Consider the following 18,116-nt stretch of genomic DNA (forward strand, 5'->3'; position numbering starts at 1 on the left):
TTTAGATGAATGATCAGGGGGTAATATGTCCGGGATCGACTTTAAACAGAAAATTAGTGTTCAGCGGCCATTTGGTAAACCCAGCTCGGCTGAAGATGAATATGAGATTACCCGGGTATTTGAAAGTGATCGCGGCCGAATTGTAAACTCTGCCGCTATCCGGCGTTTACAACAAAAAACACAAGTCTTCCCGTTAGAGCGCAATGCCGCTGTCCGTAGCCGTTTGACTCATTCGCTGGAAGTTCAGCAAGTTGGCCGTTATATCGCCAAAGAGATCCTCAATCGTTTTAAGCAAGATAAAAAAATCAGCGTCTATGGGCTGGATAAACTGCTAGATCCTTTTGAAAGTATTGTAGAAATGGCGTGTCTGATGCATGACATCGGTAACCCGCCTTTTGGGCATTTCGGTGAATCAGCAATTAATAATTGGTTTACTAAACAAATGGATCCTAATGGTGGCGGTGCAGAGCCGCGGGGCAAGGATCAATGCCTGGTTAATATATTAAAATTGCGGGAAGGGGAGACTGAACTCAATATTCTACGTAGTAAAATTCGCCAGGATTTAAGCCATTTTGAAGGTAACGCACAAGCGATTCGTTTGGTTTATAGCTTATTAAAACTGAACCTCACTTATGCACAAGTTGGCTGTATTCTTAAATATACCAAACCGGCTTATTGGTCAGGTGATATTCCCGCTTCCCATAACTATTTGATGAAGAAACCAGGCTTTTATCTCGCTGAAGAAGACTATGTTAAAGATTTACGTCGTGAACTGAATATGGGGGAGTTTAATCGTTTTCCGCTGACCTATATTATGGAAGCTGCGGATGACATCTCTTATTGTATTGCCGATTTAGAGGATGCGGTCGAAAAAAATATTTTCAGTGTTGAACAACTTTATGACCATATGGTGCAAGAGTGGGGCGAGATTGCGCATGGTGATCTGTTTGATAAAGTTGTAGGTGGCGCGTTTCGTCAATTAGGTCGAGGGCAAGGACGGCGCAGTTCGGAAGATCAATTCTTTATGTATTTGCGGGTGAATACCGTAGGGAAATTAGTTCCGCATGCTGCTCAGCGTTTTATTGAGAATCTACCTGCAGTGTTTTCTGGTTCGTTTAATCAGGCTTTATTAGAAGATTCCAGCCCGGCGTGTAAATTACTGCAAATTTTTAAAAAGGTGGCAGTGAAACATGTATTCAATTATCCAGAAGTAGAACAGCTTGAGTTACAAGGGTATAGGGTGATTAGCGGGTTACTTGATATTTATAGTCCGCTATTAGCTATGCCACAAACGGCATTTACGCAATTAGTCGCTGAAGACAGTCATCGGGAGTACCCTATTGAGACGCGTTTGTTCCATAAACTGTCGACTAAGCACCGCCTGGCTTATGCTGAATCAGTAGAGCGGCTACGTAATTTGCCAGCAGAACAATATGAGATATATGAATATTATTATCGTGCTCGTTTAGTTCAGGATTATATCAGTGGGATGACCGATCTTTATGCTTACGATGAATATCGACGTTTGATGGCTGCGGAATAGTATGCAGAAAAACTGAATTGTCCGTTTAATTAACTATAGATTTGTAAAGACGGACAATATTTTTTACTTTTCCAATTATTGGTTCTCTGAACTTCACCCCCCATATTTAATCTTACTATGCAAGACGACTATATCCTTCTTAACTTGCATTGTTGCGCTGCATCCACCCGATTAACTAAATTGAGTTCGATTATCGGGTTCATCAGCTTAACCGGCAGCAACGTCAATTATTATTGGATAAGTCTGTTATACACCATTTATTGACTCATTATTAATTGTATAGCGAGAGCCAGAATACATGAAAAAAACAACTTTAGTGTTAAGTGCATTGGCATTGAGCATCGGTCTAGCCATGGGGCCGGTTTCTTCTGCCATTGCGGCAGAAACGGCTTCTTCCAGCAGCCAGCAGCTCCCTAGCCTGGCGCCAATGCTAGAGAAGGTAATGCCTTCGGTTGTGAGTATTAATGTGGAGGGAAGTGCTCAGGTAAGTAATGCAGGTGCTGGCGGCATTCCTCCACAGTTCCAGCAATTCTTTGGTGATGATTCACCATTCTGTCAGGACGGTTCTCCGTTCCAGGGGTCACCAATGTGTCAGGCTGGGCCTGGTAGCAGAGGTGGAGCACCCAGCAAGCAGGATTTCCGTGCACTGGGTTCAGGTGTAATTATTGATGCAGTTAAAGGTTATGTCGTTACCAATAACCACGTCGTCGATAATGCAACCAAAATCAACGTTAAGCTCAGTGATGGCCGTAGTTATGAAGCAAAAGTGATTGGTAAAGATCCACGTACTGATATTGCATTGTTGCAGCTGAAAGATGCTAAGAATCTAACTGCGATTAAAATTGCCGACTCCGATCAACTGCGAGTTGGGGATTATACTGTCGCGATCGGTAACCCCTATGGTCTGGGTGAAACCGTCACCTCCGGTATCGTGTCGGCGTTGGGCCGCAGTGGTTTGAATGTCGAAAACTACGAAAACTTTATTCAGACTGACGCGGCAATTAACCGTGGTAACTCTGGTGGTGCATTGATCAATCTGAACGGTGAACTTATCGGGATTAACACGGCTATCCTGGCACCGGATGGCGGCAACATCGGTATCGGTTTTGCTATCCCAAGTAACATGGTGAAAAACCTGACCTCACAGATGGTTGAATTTGGTCAGGTGAAACGCGGTGAACTGGGCATTATGGGTACAGAACTGAACTCTGAACTGGCGAAAGCCATGAAGGTTGATGCGCAGAAAGGGGCCTTTATCAGTCAGGTACTGCCAAAATCTGCTGCGGCTAAAGCAGGGATTAAAGCGGGTGATGTGATTGTCAGCATGAATGGCAAAGCCATCAACAGCTTTGCTGGCTTCCGTGCCGAGATTGGTACTCTGCCTGTGGGCAGCAAAATGACTTTGGGTCTGTTGCGTGATGGTAAACCGGTCAATGTTGAAGTGACATTAGAGCAGAGCAGCCAAACTCAGGTTGATTCCGGCAATCTCTATACTGGGATTGAAGGCGCTGAATTGAGTAACTCTGATGTGAATGGTAAGAAAGGCGTGAAAGTTGATAGTGTGAAACCAGGCACTGCTGCTGCGCGTATCGGCTTGAAAAAAGGCGATATCATCATGGGTGTCAACCAGCAACCGGTTCAGAATCTGGGTGAGCTGCGGAAAATCCTTGATACCAAACCATCGGTATTGGCGTTGAGCATTCAACGTGGTGATACTTCACTCTATTTACTGATGCAGTAATCACTATTGATGCAGTGACAGGTATCTATGTAGTAAAAGTATAGATACCTCCAAAAAGGGCACAACCGCTTATCGGTGTGCCCTTTCTATTTAGATTTGGTGCGACCGGTATTAGGCTGCGCCGAGATAATTCTGCGCAGCAAAGCGGACGTTATCTATCTCATCTAATAATTCAAGCCACTCAGGTTGCAGGTCTTGTAAGTCAGTTTGTTGACGCAATTGCTGTTCAATCGTCATGCACAATTGCCGCAGTCGTGGCACACCGCTACATGCGCAACTGCCATGGAACTTGTGAATCAGATTCAGAATATCATCATCATGACTACCGGCCAGAATCGCCTGCACACGCTGTGTCACTTGTGGCGTAAACTCTAACAACATGGTTAAGAGGTCTTTAGCCAGTGCTTCTTTATTTGCTGCTTGTCTCACCGCGAGTGGCCAGTCGATTGACTCTTTACATTCAGATAGCGGAACTGACTGAATATGATCTTCGCCCTGTTGTTGCAAAGAATGAGATTGTTGCAAAGCATGAGGCTGTTGAACATGAGGCTGTGGATCACAATCAGGTAGATAGCGCGAAAGTGCTTGTATCAGTCGGGCTTCATCAATAGGTTTCGCGAGATAATCAGCCATACCCAATTTTAATAATTGTTCCTGTTGCCCTCTAACGGCGTGAGCCGTGACCGCAATGATCGGCGTGTCCTGATGATGTGACATCTGATGAATCACTTCACTGGCACGGATGCCGTCAATTTCTGGCATTTGAATATCCATTAAGATGATATCTAGCGTATTTTCACGGGCATAGGCTATGGCTTTTGCCCCGCTGTCACATAACACCGTTTCTTCAACCTGTTCTTCCAGCAACGTCCCCATTAATTTCAAGTTAGCCGGGTTGTCATCAACGGCCATCACTTTGAAAGGCAGTTTGGGTTGCTTATGTGCTTGTTCTACCACTGGTAATTCACAATGCGCCTTTTCATAAGACAATAAAGGAATTAACCGGTTAGCAGATATGGGTTTCACCAGACACGCTTTAGCACCGATCTGTTTAAGTTGTTCCGCTTCTACCTGTGATTGACTCGGCAGTGCCAAAATAACTTGCTCGGAAATTTTCATTGCTGCGATCAGTTTGTCTTGGTGAACAGCCATATTATTGCGGTACGGGATAGGCACCCCGACGAGCAGGAAATCATAATGTTGAATCGGTAACTGGGCCAACGTCAGGCTATGAGTCACCTGTAAAGGCGTGATGCTGAGAATATCTAATGTTGCTCTTGCCGCTGCGGCATTACGTTCAATATAGGCCAGCGTTTTCCCTTCCAGATGCGACATATCTGGGCGGCGGGAGGGAATGGCTTCATTGAGATCCAGGGTCAGGTGAAACCTGAAAGTCGAACCCCGATCAACCTGACTGTGGAAGCTGATATCGCCTCCCATTTCCTTCACCAATCTTTCGGTGATAACTAGCCCAAGGCCGGTTCCCCCGTGCCGACGTGAAATGCTGGCATCAGCCTGACGGAATGCCTGGAACAGTTGGGCTTGCTGGGATTCGGAAATACCGATGCCAGTATCGTGAATTTCTACTACCAGTGTCACCTGCTGGCTGGCTATCGCTCGTACGGCCACCAGAATATCGATATTGCCTTGTTCGGTGAATTTAATCGCATTACCCAGCAGGTTGGTGACGATTTGCTGTAAACGCATGGCATCGCCAATCACTTGTTCCGGCACATCGTTATTAACATGTAGGGTCAGTTCCAGGCCTTTTTCATGAGCGGTGTGTGCCAACAGAATAATGACCTCATCTAGCGCTCCGCGTAGTGAGAACGGGATATGCTCAAGGATCAGTTTTTCAGCTTCTAACTTGGAGAAATCCAGCACATCATTAATGATGCATAGCAGGTTGTTCGCTGATCGCTGGATAGTTTGCAGATAGTCAGCTTGCGTCGGGGTCAGTGACGTTTTCAGTGTCTGGCGGGTAAAGCCAATCACCCCATTGAGTGGGGTACGCAACTCATGGGACATATTAGCCAGAAATTCAGATTTTATTCGCGCAGCTTCTTGCGCACGCTTTTTCGCCAGCCCCAACTCCACGTTCTGGATTTCCATTTGCTCCAGTGTCTCACGTAAATCTGATGTGGCTTGATCGATGTTTTGTTGCATCTCTTCGTGATAGGCCGCCAATGACATTGCCATCGAATTGATGCCGTTTTTCAAAATATTCAACTCGCCGAGCATATGTCCTTCCACCCGGCTGTCTAATTGTCCGCGGCGAATGCGGTCAACAGCGTTCACCATGTTGCGGATGGGGCCTGTGACATCACGCATCAGCCGATAAGCAAACAAGATAGCCACACACATACAGAACAGCAGCAGGAGGGTCGAAATAAAGATTTCTTTATATTGCTGCAAGCGAACGGATTGTAAATCCAAATCCATGGCGATATAGCCCAATGGCCGATTGGTGATATCCGAATCGGAAGTTCGGTCACTGGAAAGGTTAGATTCTGAAACAATAGGCATTCGCAGAATCAAAGAGTCTCCACGATAGGAAAGCATCAGTGAACTGGGAATAGCGTCGCCTTTGGGCAATCTTAATTGTGAGGAATTGTAATTATAGTTAGATGTGACAAAAAGATTATTATCTGCGTCAAAAACAGATATTGACCGAACAATATTCGAATGACGGCGATGAAGAAGATTAATTAGCTGGCGGACAGTATCACGGTTGCGAAAGGTCATTCCGTACTCACTGGCAACCGCCAGCGGTTCGATAATATTTGTTCCCGCATTAACTAATTGTTTTTGCAGTTCATTGTAACGATTGACCATAAAGGTTGTACTGAGTAACAGCCCAAGAAGCAGCGTGGGGGCCAGGATTAAAATCATCATGCGCGCGCGGAGACTGTATTTGGTCATGGTATTCCAATGTGGGAGAATTAGCGGCTTACGAAACCGATGCTTGATCAATCAATATGGCGCAATTCTACTCTCCAAACCGACGTGTGACGACCAAACAAACACTAACTGTGACTGTAAACTCGCTTGACCCTTTTGGGCAGGGGGTAGCACACCACAAAGGCAAAGCTATCTTTATTCCCGGCGCCCTACCAGGAGAGCAAGCTGAAATTGAGCTTACTGAGCAAAAGCGCCAATATAGTCGCGGTAAACTTAAACGTTTGTTGAATCGATGCAACGAAAGGGTCGTTCCTGCTTGCCCTCACTTCGGTATTTGTGGCGGCTGTCAGCAGCAACACGCCAATAGCCAGTTACAGCAAATGAGCAAAGCAGATTCACTCCAGCGCTTGATTGTGCGAGAGGCTGGAGTTTGCCCTGAATTAGATCCGGTTATTTGTGGGCCGGAATACGGCTATCGGCGGCGAGCGAGGTTAGGGCTGATCTATCAACCTAAGCAGCATCGATTGCAAATGGGGTTTCGCCAAACAGAGTCTCATGATTTAGTTTGTATTAAGCACTGCCCGGTTTTACGGCCTGAGCTGGAGCGCTTGTTACAGCCACTTTATCAATGTTTATCAGGCTTACAGGCTGTTCGCCGCCTTGGGCATGTAGAGTTGGTATTGGCCGATAATGGCCCATTAATAGTTTTACGCCATCTTGATGCCCTGAAAGAGGTAGATCGTGCGGCGTTAATTGACTTTGCCAAACGAGAGCAGGTCGCCGTCTATCTGGCTGGTGATAGTGATAATGTAGAAAAACTCATTGGCGAGGAACCCTATTACCAGATTGAGGGTCTACGCTTAGCGTTCCATCCGCGCGATTTTATTCAAGTCAATGATACGATCAACCAGCAAATGGTGGCTCAGGCTATAGCATGGCTTGATGTACAGCCTGATGAGCGGGTGCTGGATCTATTCTGCGGTATGGGCAATTTCACCTTGCCGCTGGCAAAGTTGGCTCGTGAAGTGGTTGGTGTGGAAGGAGTTGCGGCGTTAGTAGCGAATGGGCAGTATAATGCTCTAATTAACGCGCTGCCCAATGTCTCTTTTTTCCATGAAAATCTGGCATCTGACATCAGTTGTCAGCCATGGGCAACACAAGGGTTTGATAAAGTATTGTTAGATCCCGCCCGCGCAGGTGCTGCCGGGGTCATGTCACATATAGTTAAACTGGCGCCAAAGCGGGTGGTGTATGTTTCGTGTAATCCCACCACGCTGGCACGAGATAGTCAGGTGTTGTTAGCCGCCGGTTACCGTCTTGCTCAGGTGCGAATGTTGGATATGTTTCCCCACACCGGGCATCTTGAATCTATGGCGCTGTTCATGCAGGAGCCAGGGGTCGCAAAGTAGGGAGAAGTTATGGTTGCGGTACGAAGTGCACATTTGAATCCAGCGGGCGAGTTTGCTCTCGACGATTGGATCGCCAGTTTGGGGCTTTCTAACCCGCAGTCAGGTGAGCGCCTGGCCGAAACCTGGCGGTATTGTGAGCAGCAAACGCAAAACCATCCCGATGCCTCATTGTTGCTGTGGCGCGGTCTTGAAATGGTGGAGATTCTTTCCACTCTTAGCATGGATAATGACAGCATGCGCGCGGCGCTGCTGTTCCCGCTGGTGGACGCCAATGTGGTGGATGAAGCCACGCTGACCGAACAATTTGGTAAAGGTATTACTTATCTGGTGCATGGTGTGCGCGATATGGATGCCATCCGTCAGTTAAAAGCCACCCATAATGACTCCATGAGCTCTGAGCAAGTGGATAATGTGCGCCGTATGTTACTGGCTATGGTGGAAGACTTCCGTTGTGTGGTCATCAAACTGGCAGAGCGTATTGCTCATTTACGTGAAGTGAAGGATGCACCGGAAGATGAGCGCGTGCTGGCGGCCAAAGAGTGTTCCAATATCTATGCGCCACTGGCTAACCGTTTAGGGATCGGCCAGATCAAGTGGGAGTTGGAAGACTTCTGCTTCCGCTATCTGCATCCAGATGAATATAAGCAAATCGCCAAATTACTCCACGAGCGTCGTATCGATCGTGAGCAATTCATTGACGATTTCGTGGCTTCATTGCACAAAGCCATGGCAGATGAAGGAATCAAAGCCGACATTTATGGCCGTCCCAAGCATATCTACAGTATCTGGCGCAAAATGCAGAAGAAGTCGCTGGCTTTTGATGAACTGTTTGATGTGCGAGCCGTGCGGGTGGTAGTGGAGCGTTTACAGGATTGTTATGCCGCACTCGGTATTGTCCATACCCATTTCCGCCATTTGCCTGATGAATTTGATGATTACGTTGCTAACCCTAAACCCAATGGTTATCAGTCAATTCACACTGTAGTGCTCGGGCCACGCGGCAAAACACTCGAAATTCAAATTCGTACCCGTCAGATGCATGAAGATGCTGAACTGGGGGTTGCTGCGCACTGGAAGTATAAAGAAGGTGCTGTGGCCGCCGGCCGCTCCGGTTACGAAGGGCGGATTGCCTGGTTGCGTAAATTGATTGCCTGGCAGGAAGAGATGGCGGATTCCGGTGAAATGCTGGATGAAGTGCGTAGTCAGGTATTTGACGATCGGGTATATGTGTTTACACCGAAAGGTGATGTTATTGATTTACCAGCAGGTTCGACACCGCTGGACTTCGCTTACCATATTCATAGCGATGTGGGCCACCGCTGTATTGGGGCTAAAATCAGTGGCCGAATTGTGCCGTTTACTTACCAGTTACAGATGGGTGATCAGATCGAAATTATCACCCAGAAACAGCCAAACCCGAGCCGTGACTGGCTGAATCCGAACCTCGGCTATGTCACTACCAGCCGTGGTCGCTCCAAGATCCATAACTGGTTTAGAAAACAAGATAGAGACAAGAATATTCTTGCTGGTCGGCAGATGCTGGACGATGAGTTAGAGCATCTGGATATCAGCCTGAAAGAGGCGGAGAAGCTGCTAGTACCGCGCTATAACATGAATTCTATGGATGAAGTGTTGGCGGCTATTGGCGGTGGTGATATCCGTCTGAATCAGATGGTCAACTTCCTGCAAGGCAAACTGAATAAGCCAACGGCGGAAGAGGCGGATTTAGAGGCGTTACGCCATCTGAATAATAAACATCAGGCACCGCCACGCAATGCCAGCAAAGACAGTGGGCGTATTGTCGTCGAAGGTGTCGGCAACCTGATGCACCATATTGCGCGCTGCTGCCAGCCTATTCCGGGTGATGAAATTATTGGCTTTATCACTCAAGGGCGGGGGATATCCATTCACCGTGCTGATTGTGAGCAGCTAGCTGAATTGCAATCCCATGCACCTGAGCGGATTGTCGATGCGGTCTGGGGCGAAAGCTATTCCAGTGGTTATTCGCTGGTGGTGCGGGTTACCGCCAATGATCGTAGCGGCTTGCTGCGCGATATCACTACCATTTTGGCGAACGAAAAGGTCAATGTACTGGGGGTTGCCAGCCGTAGCGATACCAAAAAGATGATGGCAACTATCGATATGGATATCGAGATCTACAATCTGCAGGTGCTGGGCAGAGTGTTGGCCAAGCTGAATCAGTTGCCGGATGTGATAGATGCCCGTCGGCTACACGGCAATTAATTTTTTTGATCTGGACGGCTACTGCGCTTTGGCATATTGATATTGGGCAGTGCTTGCCCTCCTCATGTACCGATTTTTATAAGATCAGGTGTACATTCCGGGGGCTGTGCGCTGGCCGCAATCAATCTGCCTGCGCTCGCTACGCCTCAAATTTTTTTAAAAAGTGAATAAATTCAGATGACCCAATCAGTGACTTCCCCTGCTACCACCGCTTTAGCACTACAACGTTTGCTGGATATTATGCGTACTTTGCGCGATCCGGCGCATGGCTGCCCGTGGGATCGTAAGCAGACCTTCGACACTATTGCGCCTTATACATTAGAAGAAACCTATGAGGTGCTTGACGCGATTCAGCGTAAGGATTTCGACGATCTTCGTGATGAATTGGGGGATTTGCTGTTTCAGGTGGTGTTTTATGCACAGATGGGGCAGGAGCAAGGGCTATTTGCGTTCGATGATGTTTGTCATGCCATCAGCGATAAGTTGGTACGCCGCCATCCACATGTGTTCCCTGATGCGCCGCAAAACGTTTCAGACGCTATAATTAGCAGTGACACTGTATTGGCAGGGTGGGAGTCGCGTAAAGCTGAAGAAAGGGCGGAGAAGGCGTTATATTCGGCATTAGATGATATCCCTGACGCGCTGCCCGCGCTGATGAAAGCGCATAAAATCCAGAAACGTTGCGCATCAGTCGGTTTTGATTGGGACACTCTGGGGCCGGTGCTGGATAAAGTCTACGAAGAGATCGATGAAGTGATGTTTGAAGCTCGCCAGGCGGTGGTGGATGAAGAGAAATTAGGTGAGGAAATTGGTGATTTACTGTTTGCCACCGTCAACTTATCTCGTCATTTAGGCCATAAAGCTGAAAATGCCTTACAGGCGGCAAATCGTAAGTTTGAACGTCGTTTTCGTCAGGTAGAACAAATAGTTACGGCGTCAGGTAAAACTATGGAGAGTGCGACACTGGATGAAATGGAATCTGCCTGGCAGCAAGTTAAAAAGCAAGAAACTGAAATGTAAGGTGTTTTAATTCATTTGATGGATGGTTGTTGAATTTTAATTACGTTAATATATTGAATTATAACGGATAGCAAGACGATGTTCCGCACAGAAAAAACGGCGAAAACGGCTACTGGTGCGGAGATAGTTTGTAGCGAAACCAAGGTTCGGGTATACTACTTTCCCGTCTTGGTTCTTCCATCGTCTTTAAACCTAAACTCTCAGGTTCAGCATGACAACTAATTATATTTTTGTGACCGGCGGGGTCGTATCCTCTCTGGGTAAAGGCATTGCCGCAGCCTCTCTGGCGGCTATACTTGAAGCCCGTGGCCTCAACGTTACCATCATGAAACTGGACCCGTATATCAACGTGGATCCGGGCACCATGAGCCCGACACAACACGGGGAAGTTTTCGTCACCGAAGATGGTGCTGAAACCGATCTGGATTTAGGGCATTACGAGCGCTTCATTCGCACTAAAATGACTCGCCGTAACAACTTCACTACTGGCCGTATCTACTCTGAAGTTCTGCGCAAAGAGCGCCGCGGCGACTATCTGGGTGCGACTATCCAGGTTATTCCTCATATCACCAATGCAATCAAAGAACGTATCATCGAAGGCGGCGAAGGCCACGATGTGGTATTGGTTGAAATTGGTGGCACCGTAGGTGATATCGAATCCCTGCCATTCCTGGAAGCTATTCGTCAGATGGCGGTTGATGTTGGCCGCGAGCATACACTTTACATGCACCTGACATTGGTTCCTTATCTGGCAGCGGCTGGTGAAGTGAAAACTAAGCCAACGCAACATTCGGTAAAAGAGCTGCTTTCTATCGGTATTCAGCCAGATGTGCTGATTTGCCGTTCTGACCGCGCAGTTCCTGCTAATGAGCGGGCTAAAATTGCCTTGTTCTGCAATGTGCCAGAAAAAGCGGTTATCTCCCTAAAAGATGTTGATTCCATTTATAAAATCCCAGGGCTATTGAAATCACAGGGCCTTGACGATTATATTTGTAAACGATTCAGCTTAACTTGTCCTGAAGCAAATCTCGCAGAGTGGGAACAGGTATTATACGAAGAGTCGAATCCAGGTGGCGAAGTGACCATTGGGATGATCGGCAAATACGTAGAATTGCCGGATGCCTATAAATCTGTGATTGAAGCCTTGAAGCACGGTGGGCTGAAAAATCGCCTGACGGTGAATATCAAGCTGATTGATTCACAGGATGTTGAGACGCGCGGCGAAGAGATGCTGAAAGGATTAGATGCTATCCTCATTCCAGGCGGCTTCGGCTACCGTGGTGTGGAAGGCAAGGTTCTGGCGGCACGTTATGCCCGTGAACACAATATTCCTTATCTGGGCATTTGCTTGGGTATGCAGGTTGCACTGATGGAGTTTGCCCGCAATGTAGCGGGAATGGAAAACGCGAACTCCACAGAATTTGTGCCAGACTGTAAGTATCCGGTGGTTGCATTAATCACCGAATGGCGTGATGAAGACGGCAACGTTGAAGTACGTACGGAAGAGAGCGATTTGGGCGGTACCATGCGTGTGGGGGGACAGCAATGTCACCTGACTGAAGGTAGCCTGGTTCGTCAGATGTATGGCGAGCCGACCATCGTTGAGCGCCATCGTCATCGCTATGAAGTAAACAACATGTTGTTGAAGCAGATTGAAGCCGCCGGGTTACGTGTAGCAGGGCGTTCTGCGGATAACAAACTGGTGGAGATTATCGAGTTGCCAAATCATCCGTGGTTTGTAGCTTGTCAGTTCCATCCAGAATTTACTTCGACGCCACGTGATGGTCACCCGTTGTTTGCCGGCTTTGTGAAAGCGGCTGGTGAGTATCAGAAGCGCCAGGTGAAATAAAATATTTGGTAGAAGGGGCGGCAGCGATGTCGCCCCCTCTGTCTGGAGTTTTAGTTTAACTTGTACTGAGGAAAATCTAATGTCCAAAATCGTTAAAGTCATCGGTCGCGAAATCATCGACTCCCGTGGTAACCCAACTGTAGAAGCCGAAGTTCATCTGGAAGGCGGTTTTGTTGGTTTGGCTGCGGCACCATCAGGTGCTTCTACTGGTTCCCGTGAAGCACTGGAACTGCGTGACGGTGACAAATCCCGTTTCCTGGGCAAAGGCGTTCTGAAAGCCGTTGCAGCAGTAAATGGCCCAATTGCTCAGGCAGTTATCGGTAAAGATGCCAAAGATCAGGCTAATATCGATAAAATCATGATCGATCTGGACGGTACTGAGAACAAATCCCAGTTTGGTGCTAACGCCATCCTGGCTGTTTCTCTGGCAGCAGCGAAAGCAGCAGCAGCATCTAAAGGCATGCCTTTGTATGAGCACATTGCTGAACTGAATGGCACCCCAGGCAAATTCTCTATGCCACTGCCGATGATGAACATCATCAACGGCGGCGAACATGCTGATAACAACGTTGATATTCAAGAGTTTATGATTCAGCCAGTTGGCGCTAAAACTCTGAAAGAAGCCGTTCGCATCGGTTCTGAAGTGTTCCATACTTTGGCTAAAGTTCTGAAAGCTAAAGGTATGAGCACTGCGGTAGGTGACGAAGGTGGCTACGCGCCAAACCTGGGTTCTAACGCCGAAGCACTGGCTGTTATCGCTGAAGCGGTAAAACAAGCAGGCTACGAGCTGGGCAAAGACGTAACTCTGGCGATGGACTGTGCTGCATCTGAATTCTATAAAGATGGCAAATATGTTCTGGCCGGCGAAGGCAACAAAGCCTTCACTTCTGAAGAGTTTACTCACTTCCTGGAAGACCTGACCAAACAGTACCCAATCGTCTCTATCGAAGACGGTTTGGACGAATCTGACTGGGCTGGCTTCAAATACCAGACCGAAGTTCTGGGTGACAAAATCCAGTTGGTTGGTGACGACCTGTTTGTAACCAACACCAAGATCCTGAAAGAAGGTATCGAGAAAGGTGTTGCTAACTCTATCCTGATTAAATTCAACCAGATCGGTTCTCTGACCGAAACTCTGGCTGCTATCAAGATGGCGAAAGATGCAGGTTACACCGCGGTTATCTCTCACCGTTCAGGCGAAACCGAAGATGCTACCATTGCCGATCTGGCAGTAGGTACTGCAGCAGGCCAGATCAAAACTGGTTCTATGAGCCGTTCTGACCGTGTTGCTAAATACAACCAACTGATCCGTATCGAAGAAGCGCTGGGCGACCGCGCACCATTCAACGGTCTGAAAGAAGTCAAAGGCCAGTAATTACTGCGCTTAATCTTCTGTAAAAGTTGATTGAAAAACCCGCTTCGGCGGGTTTTTTTATGGCTTTATTTTGGCTTTAAAGAATAATAATAGTTATAAAGATAATTTGAGATGGCATTAAGCCTATTTTAGATAGAATAGATTGGCGTGACCATATGAAAATATATTAGCTATCTACTCATTTATAAGGATTTATATGAGAGACCTCTCATCTATACTATCTGAAAATACATCATCATTAAGCTATAATAATTTTGAAAACAAAATAAGTGAATTCAATAATGCGGTTAAAATAAGAGGAGATTATATTTATAGTGTTATGGAACGTGATTTTAGCGGAAAGTCTAGTTTATCAGATCTTTTTTATCACCTATTTCCAAAATTGAGTAAATCTGATTTTGATAATTATTTGAATAAAGCTGATGGCTCATCCCCGCGATATAATTTAGCCCGATTATTAGTATTGCAAGATTCTGGTGTATCTAACGAATTAATGTCTCAAGCTGTTGAAAATGAAAATAAATATGAACTAATTTACTTTTTGATTAAGAATGAAGTTAATGAAAATGAGATAAATGAATTATTTCGTAGGCATGATTCTCCCCACGAGATAAATATAAATAAATTACGTCAGGATTTAGATGTTTTATTGCAAGAAAAGGAGATACTACAAAATATAAAAAAACAGTATACTAATAATTCGTCTTTAACCGAAACTTCATTCTCTAAGCGAGAAGTGGGCACAATTAATCTCCCATTATCTGATGAAAAAGTAATTTCTCATCTAAATAAAGAAATACTCAATAGTAAAAAAATAGAGATCTCAAATAAAAATGCTATGGTAGATATCATAGAGAAAAATAGGAAGATAACTCGAACTGTAGATGATTATGGAGTTAGTAAAAAGCTGGCAAGACTTGCATATAACAATAAAATAGTTTTCCATAAATCTATTGTTATTTTAAAAAAAATGATGACTAGCGGTATTAGATATGAAGTTTTAAAAAGAATTGTGAGAGGATCATTCGATTCATCTATGCTCCATTACTCTAAGTCTATTACGGATTTCTATTTGGAACAATATAACTACAATATTAGCATTGAAGGAAATAAAGTAAATGATAGTTTGACAGGTTCTTTAATTATAGATTTAAATCACGTCCTTTCAGGTGAGAGCAGTGAGTTACGTAATAATATAATTGAAATTATTAATTTAAAAAAGGGTGAGGCTGCTTTTAGTACAGTGGAGTTAGTCACCTTGGTCAACAGCGGCGTATGCAATAAATTATTATACTCAGTTGCTAAAGGGGAAATTACTGCCAGCGATGCTTATCTTATTCATGTATTTAAAGTGAGTAAAAAGGAAATAAAAAGATTATGTAATAAGATTAGAGACAAGGAACTATCCTCAGAAGACATTTTTGCGTATGCAAAGGGGGTGCGTCAGGATGGAAATATTCAGCCAGACATAAACAATGAGTTAGTATCCGGTGTTCAAGATACCTTAAGCGGTAAGGTGAAAACCGATTCTCTCTATACTGAATCGGAATCGAAAGGAATAATCGAACCTGTTAATAACTCTGAATCTGAGAGGGGGATAGCTAGAGTTAATGTTGACATCAATATATCGGAAAGTAGTTCAACATTGGATAGACAGAAATCTCAAATAGATGAAGGTATGAGTAAATCTTTTATTTTATACTTGAATTTATCTAAGGAAACGAATGATGTAATTTTTGACAAAATGAATATAGAGGGGCTTTTTCAGAATGTTCGCTTAAAGGATCATAAAAAAATAATTAGCTTTCTCTCGCCCGAACACAATTATGGACTTATTGAAATTTCAAACTTGGTTATTTTGACTGAAAACAAAGCATCTGACGATCTATTAAAAAGAGTCGCGAATAGAGAGGTCTTATTTCAGCAGGCTTATGCCGAAACTCAAAGAGGCGTAATTGATACTAATATAGTTGAAAAACGTATTAAGCGTGAAGATGGAGAAGATAGCGAGCAGCAATTTATTGATGGTGTGATGGTAATTGCCAAATACAAAAAATGCCAAGAAAACTTTATATTTGATGAATGCCACGATATTTTTAAGAATGAGATGGTTAAATTGGTTGATAAAGCGATTAATGAGGCCGAAGGGAAATACAAACCTGTTACGAATAATATTAACTCCACGGTAATATCATCTCAGAAGAGTGATATATCATCTGAAGGAAACTTCGCCTCCTTAACGGATCTAATGTCTTCCATTCTGGAAAATAGCGAAATGCTATGTTCATATAACTCACCAACCAATTCTAGTGCATGGGCCAGCCTCGGTAATATGTTAGCCGTGAGCTAAACTTAAATACCGTAGAACACCGGCTTGCTGGTTTGACTCTTCTAAAACTAACCTATTATTACCGCTTGTTTCCTGCGAGATTAATCTGAATCTCGCAGGAACGACCTCACCTGACTCACATCTAAAACACCACTGCCGTGCAGATAATTCATCACCGGTTATCATTAATGTGTACCCGAATGATTCGGTAATAATGCATAAAGGAAGATAACAGATGAAACTGAGATATTTAATGTTGCCTGCAATGCTTTTTGCCGGCAATGTGCTGGCCGCAGGCGTTACCGTGACCATGAATGAAGCGCTACCAGAAGGTAATGGCAAAGCTCTTGGTACGGTTACCGTGACCGAAACCCCTTATGGATTACTGTTCACACCTAATTTGACCGGACTGGTGGTGGGGATACATGGGTTCCATCTGCATGAGAATCCAAGCTGTGCGCCGGGAAAAAAAGAGGGTAAAGCCGTGCCGGCATTAGCTGCGGGCGGCCATTTTGACCCACAAAAAACCGCTGTCCACCTTGGGCCTTATAGTGATAAAGGGCATTTAGGTGATTTACCCGGATTAGTGGTGAATACCGATGGGACTGCCATTTATCAGGTATTGGCTCCGCGGCTGAAATCACTCTCTGAACTGAAGCAGCATGCTTTGATGATCCATGCAGGAGGGGATAACTATGCCGACCATCCGATGCCTCTGGGCGGTGGCGGTGCACGAATGGCATGTGGCGTGATTGAGTAACACTCTGATACAGACAAACTGGCGGCTAAGGTGCAGCCAGTTTGGTCAGCGCGCGGGAATCTGCGATAATCGCCCATTGGTTTGAATGACGATAGAGATACTGATGCAGTACCCGATTAATGAAATGTTTCAGACCTTGCAGGGCGAGGGTTACTTCACCGGCGTACCGGCGATCTTTGTGCGCTTACAGGGCTGTCCAGTCGGTTGTAGCTGGTGCGATACCAAACATACCTGGGAAAAAGAGGCCGATCGGGAAGTCGATATGCAGCGCATCATGGTAAAAACTGCAGAAAGTGATGCCTGGGCAACCGCCAGTGAACAGCAATTATTGGATATTTTCTCTCAGCAGGGGTATACCGCTCGCCATGTGGTCATCACCGGCGGTGAGCCTGCTATTTATGACTTGTTCCCTTTAACGTCTAAGTTGGAACAGGCCGGTTACAGTTGCCAGATTGAAACCAGCGGTACTCATGAAGTGCAGTGTTCCGCCGCCACTTGGGTCACAGTTTCGCCAAAAGTGAATATGCGTGGTGGACTGAAAGTGTTGCCTCAGGCATTACAGCGCGCAGATGAAATTAAGCATCCGGTGGGGCGTTTACGGGATATTGAATCACTTGAGCAACTGCTGGAAACACTGACGGATGATAAAAAGCGGATTATTGCGTTGCAGCCCATCAGCCAGAAAGACGAGGCTACCAGGCTTTGTATCGAAACCTGTATTGCCAGGAACTGGCGGTTGTCGATGCAGACACATAAGTATTTAAACATCGCTTAATCCCCTTCATCCTTGCCGCCGCAGCTGTGTTGCGGCGCTCATTACTCGGCCCGTCCATGGGCCTCGCCTCTGCGAGGCCGCTGCCAGCAGCGTTCAAATCTGCTCCCAGCAGATTTGTCACCCGAATCACTTACTTATGTAAGCTCATCGGGGTTCATTTACTTGCGGCC

At 45.8% G+C, this 18,116-nt stretch carries 11 protein-coding genes; 10 read left to right on the top strand and 1 reads right to left on the bottom strand.

Features of this window, described 5'->3' with window-relative positions:
* Positions 1 to 25: 25 nt before the first annotated feature.
* Together dgt and degP are read left to right on the top strand one after the other, a co-directional pair.
* Positions 26 to 1,543 carry a dGTPase gene (gene dgt / locus FTB31_RS11070; RefSeq protein ID WP_077174210.1) on the top strand — a complete coding sequence of 506 codons (1,518 nt, stop codon included), beginning with the start codon at positions 26 to 28 and terminating at the stop codon, positions 1,541 to 1,543.
* 298 nt (positions 1,544 to 1,841) lie between these two features.
* Positions 1,842 to 3,284 (top strand): serine endoprotease DegP, encoded by a 1,443-nt coding sequence (gene degP / locus FTB31_RS11075; protein ID WP_227731380.1) that lies wholly within the window; start codon positions 1,842 to 1,844, stop codon positions 3,282 to 3,284.
* Between the two features lie 111 nt (positions 3,285 to 3,395).
* Here degP and barA read toward each other — a convergent pair whose 3' ends face one another.
* Entirely contained in the window at positions 3,396 to 6,206 is a 2,811-nt protein-coding gene (gene barA / locus FTB31_RS11080; RefSeq protein ID WP_227731381.1) for a two-component sensor histidine kinase BarA, read from the bottom strand.
* Between the two features lie 56 nt (positions 6,207 to 6,262).
* Here barA and rlmD point away from each other — a divergent pair, with 56 nt between their 5' ends.
* The 8 genes from rlmD to queE all read left to right on the top strand — a co-directional run bounded on the left by rlmD (position 6,263) and on the right by queE (position 17,946).
* Entirely contained in the window at positions 6,263 to 7,594 is a 1,332-nt protein-coding gene (gene rlmD, locus FTB31_RS11085) for a 23S rRNA (uracil(1939)-C(5))-methyltransferase RlmD (protein WP_227727260.1), read from the top strand.
* Positions 7,595 to 7,603: 9 nt separating this feature from the next.
* A complete protein-coding gene (gene relA / locus FTB31_RS11090) occupies positions 7,604 to 9,838 on the top strand; it encodes a GTP diphosphokinase (protein ID WP_050075971.1) in 2,235 nt (744 codons plus the stop codon).
* Between the two features lie 177 nt (positions 9,839 to 10,015).
* Positions 10,016 to 10,858 (top strand): nucleoside triphosphate pyrophosphohydrolase, encoded by an 843-nt coding sequence (mazG, locus tag FTB31_RS11095; protein ID WP_077293286.1) that lies wholly within the window; start codon positions 10,016 to 10,018, stop codon positions 10,856 to 10,858.
* Positions 10,859 to 11,069: 211 nt separating this feature from the next.
* A complete protein-coding gene (gene pyrG / locus FTB31_RS11100) occupies positions 11,070 to 12,707 on the top strand; it encodes a glutamine hydrolyzing CTP synthase (protein WP_005167247.1) in 1,638 nt (545 codons plus the stop codon).
* Between the two features lie 79 nt (positions 12,708 to 12,786).
* The gene (gene eno, locus FTB31_RS11105) at positions 12,787 to 14,082 is read left to right on the top strand and encodes a phosphopyruvate hydratase (RefSeq protein WP_005164105.1); all 1,296 of its coding nucleotides are present in this window, start codon (positions 12,787 to 12,789) and stop codon (positions 14,080 to 14,082) included.
* A 196-nt stretch (positions 14,083 to 14,278) separates the two neighbouring features.
* Positions 14,279 to 16,432: a hypothetical protein gene (locus tag FTB31_RS11110; protein WP_227731382.1), complete on the top strand. Its 2,154-nt coding sequence runs from the start codon at positions 14,279 to 14,281 to the stop codon at positions 16,430 to 16,432.
* Between the two features lie 214 nt (positions 16,433 to 16,646).
* The gene (sodC, locus tag FTB31_RS11115) at positions 16,647 to 17,171 is read left to right on the top strand and encodes a superoxide dismutase family protein (RefSeq protein WP_227731383.1); all 525 of its coding nucleotides are present in this window, start codon (positions 16,647 to 16,649) and stop codon (positions 17,169 to 17,171) included.
* Positions 17,172 to 17,274: 103 nt separating this feature from the next.
* On the top strand, positions 17,275 to 17,946 hold the full coding sequence (gene queE, locus FTB31_RS11120) for a 7-carboxy-7-deazaguanine synthase QueE (RefSeq protein WP_227731384.1): 672 nt from the start codon (positions 17,275 to 17,277) through the stop codon (positions 17,944 to 17,946).
* The last annotated feature ends 170 nt before the right edge of the window (positions 17,947 to 18,116 follow it).

It is taken from the genome of Yersinia proxima, from assembly GCF_902170785.1.
Lineage (GTDB): Bacteria > Pseudomonadota > Gammaproteobacteria > Enterobacterales > Enterobacteriaceae > Yersinia > Yersinia proxima.